The 799-nt window shown below is 38.2% G+C and carries 1 protein-coding gene; it reads right to left on the minus strand.

The features are described from left to right. Nucleotides 1–54: 54 nt before the first annotated feature. Nucleotides 55–726, minus strand: a complete 672-nt coding sequence (locus TS1_RS12235) for an IS6 family transposase (protein ID WP_068710732.1) — start codon at nucleotides 724–726, stop codon at nucleotides 55–57. Nucleotides 727–799: the final 73 nt, after the last annotated feature.

Raw genomic sequence — 799 nt, forward strand, 5'->3', positions numbered from 1 at the left:
GGTTCTGTTGCGAAGTTTGAAAATCAAACGCGCCCTCTCTGAACTCTAAATATCTTAGGCTGTTATTCCCATTAATACCTTGATTTCAGTAGACACCGAAAAGCCGAAGAGCGTTCCATTTCTTCGGTTCTTTTTATATATTCCTCGAATGGTCTCCATGCCCTTAATCGTGGAAGAGGCTGTACGGAGACTTTGATAAAATTTTTTAATAGGTCGATGGTCTTGTTCTATTAAATTGTTAAGATACTTCACAGTTCGGTGCTCTGTCTTAGTATATAAACCCACACTCTGTAACTTTCTAAAGGCGGAGCCAAGAGAAGGTGCTTTATCGGTCACAATTGCTTTCGGCTCACCAAACTGTTTATGGAGTCGTTTTAAGAAAGCATAGGCTGCTTGCGTATCCCGTTTCTTTCGTAACCAGATATCTAAGGTTAAGCCGTCCGCATCAATTGCACGATAAAGATAATGCCAACGTCCCTTAATTTTGATATAGGTTTCGTCCATTTTCCATGAATAGAAGGATTGTCTATTTTTCTTCTTCCAAAGATAATAGAGGACTTTGCTGTACTCTTGCACCCAACGATAAATCGTAGTATGACACACATTTATTCCACGATCATATAACAATTCCTGAACTTCACGATAGCTTAGATTGTAACGCAGGTAGTAACCAACAGCGACAATAATGACGTCTTTTTTGAATTGTTTGCCTTTAAAATGATTCATTACTCTGTCCTCTCTGTCTTTTTTCTCAATTTTACACTAAAATAGATTTTTGGGAAAACTTTGCAACAGAACC

Origin of the sequence: Tetragenococcus solitarius NBRC 100494 (assembly GCF_001544195.1) — a bacterium.
Lineage (GTDB): Bacteria > Bacillota > Bacilli > Lactobacillales > Enterococcaceae > Tetragenococcus > Tetragenococcus solitarius.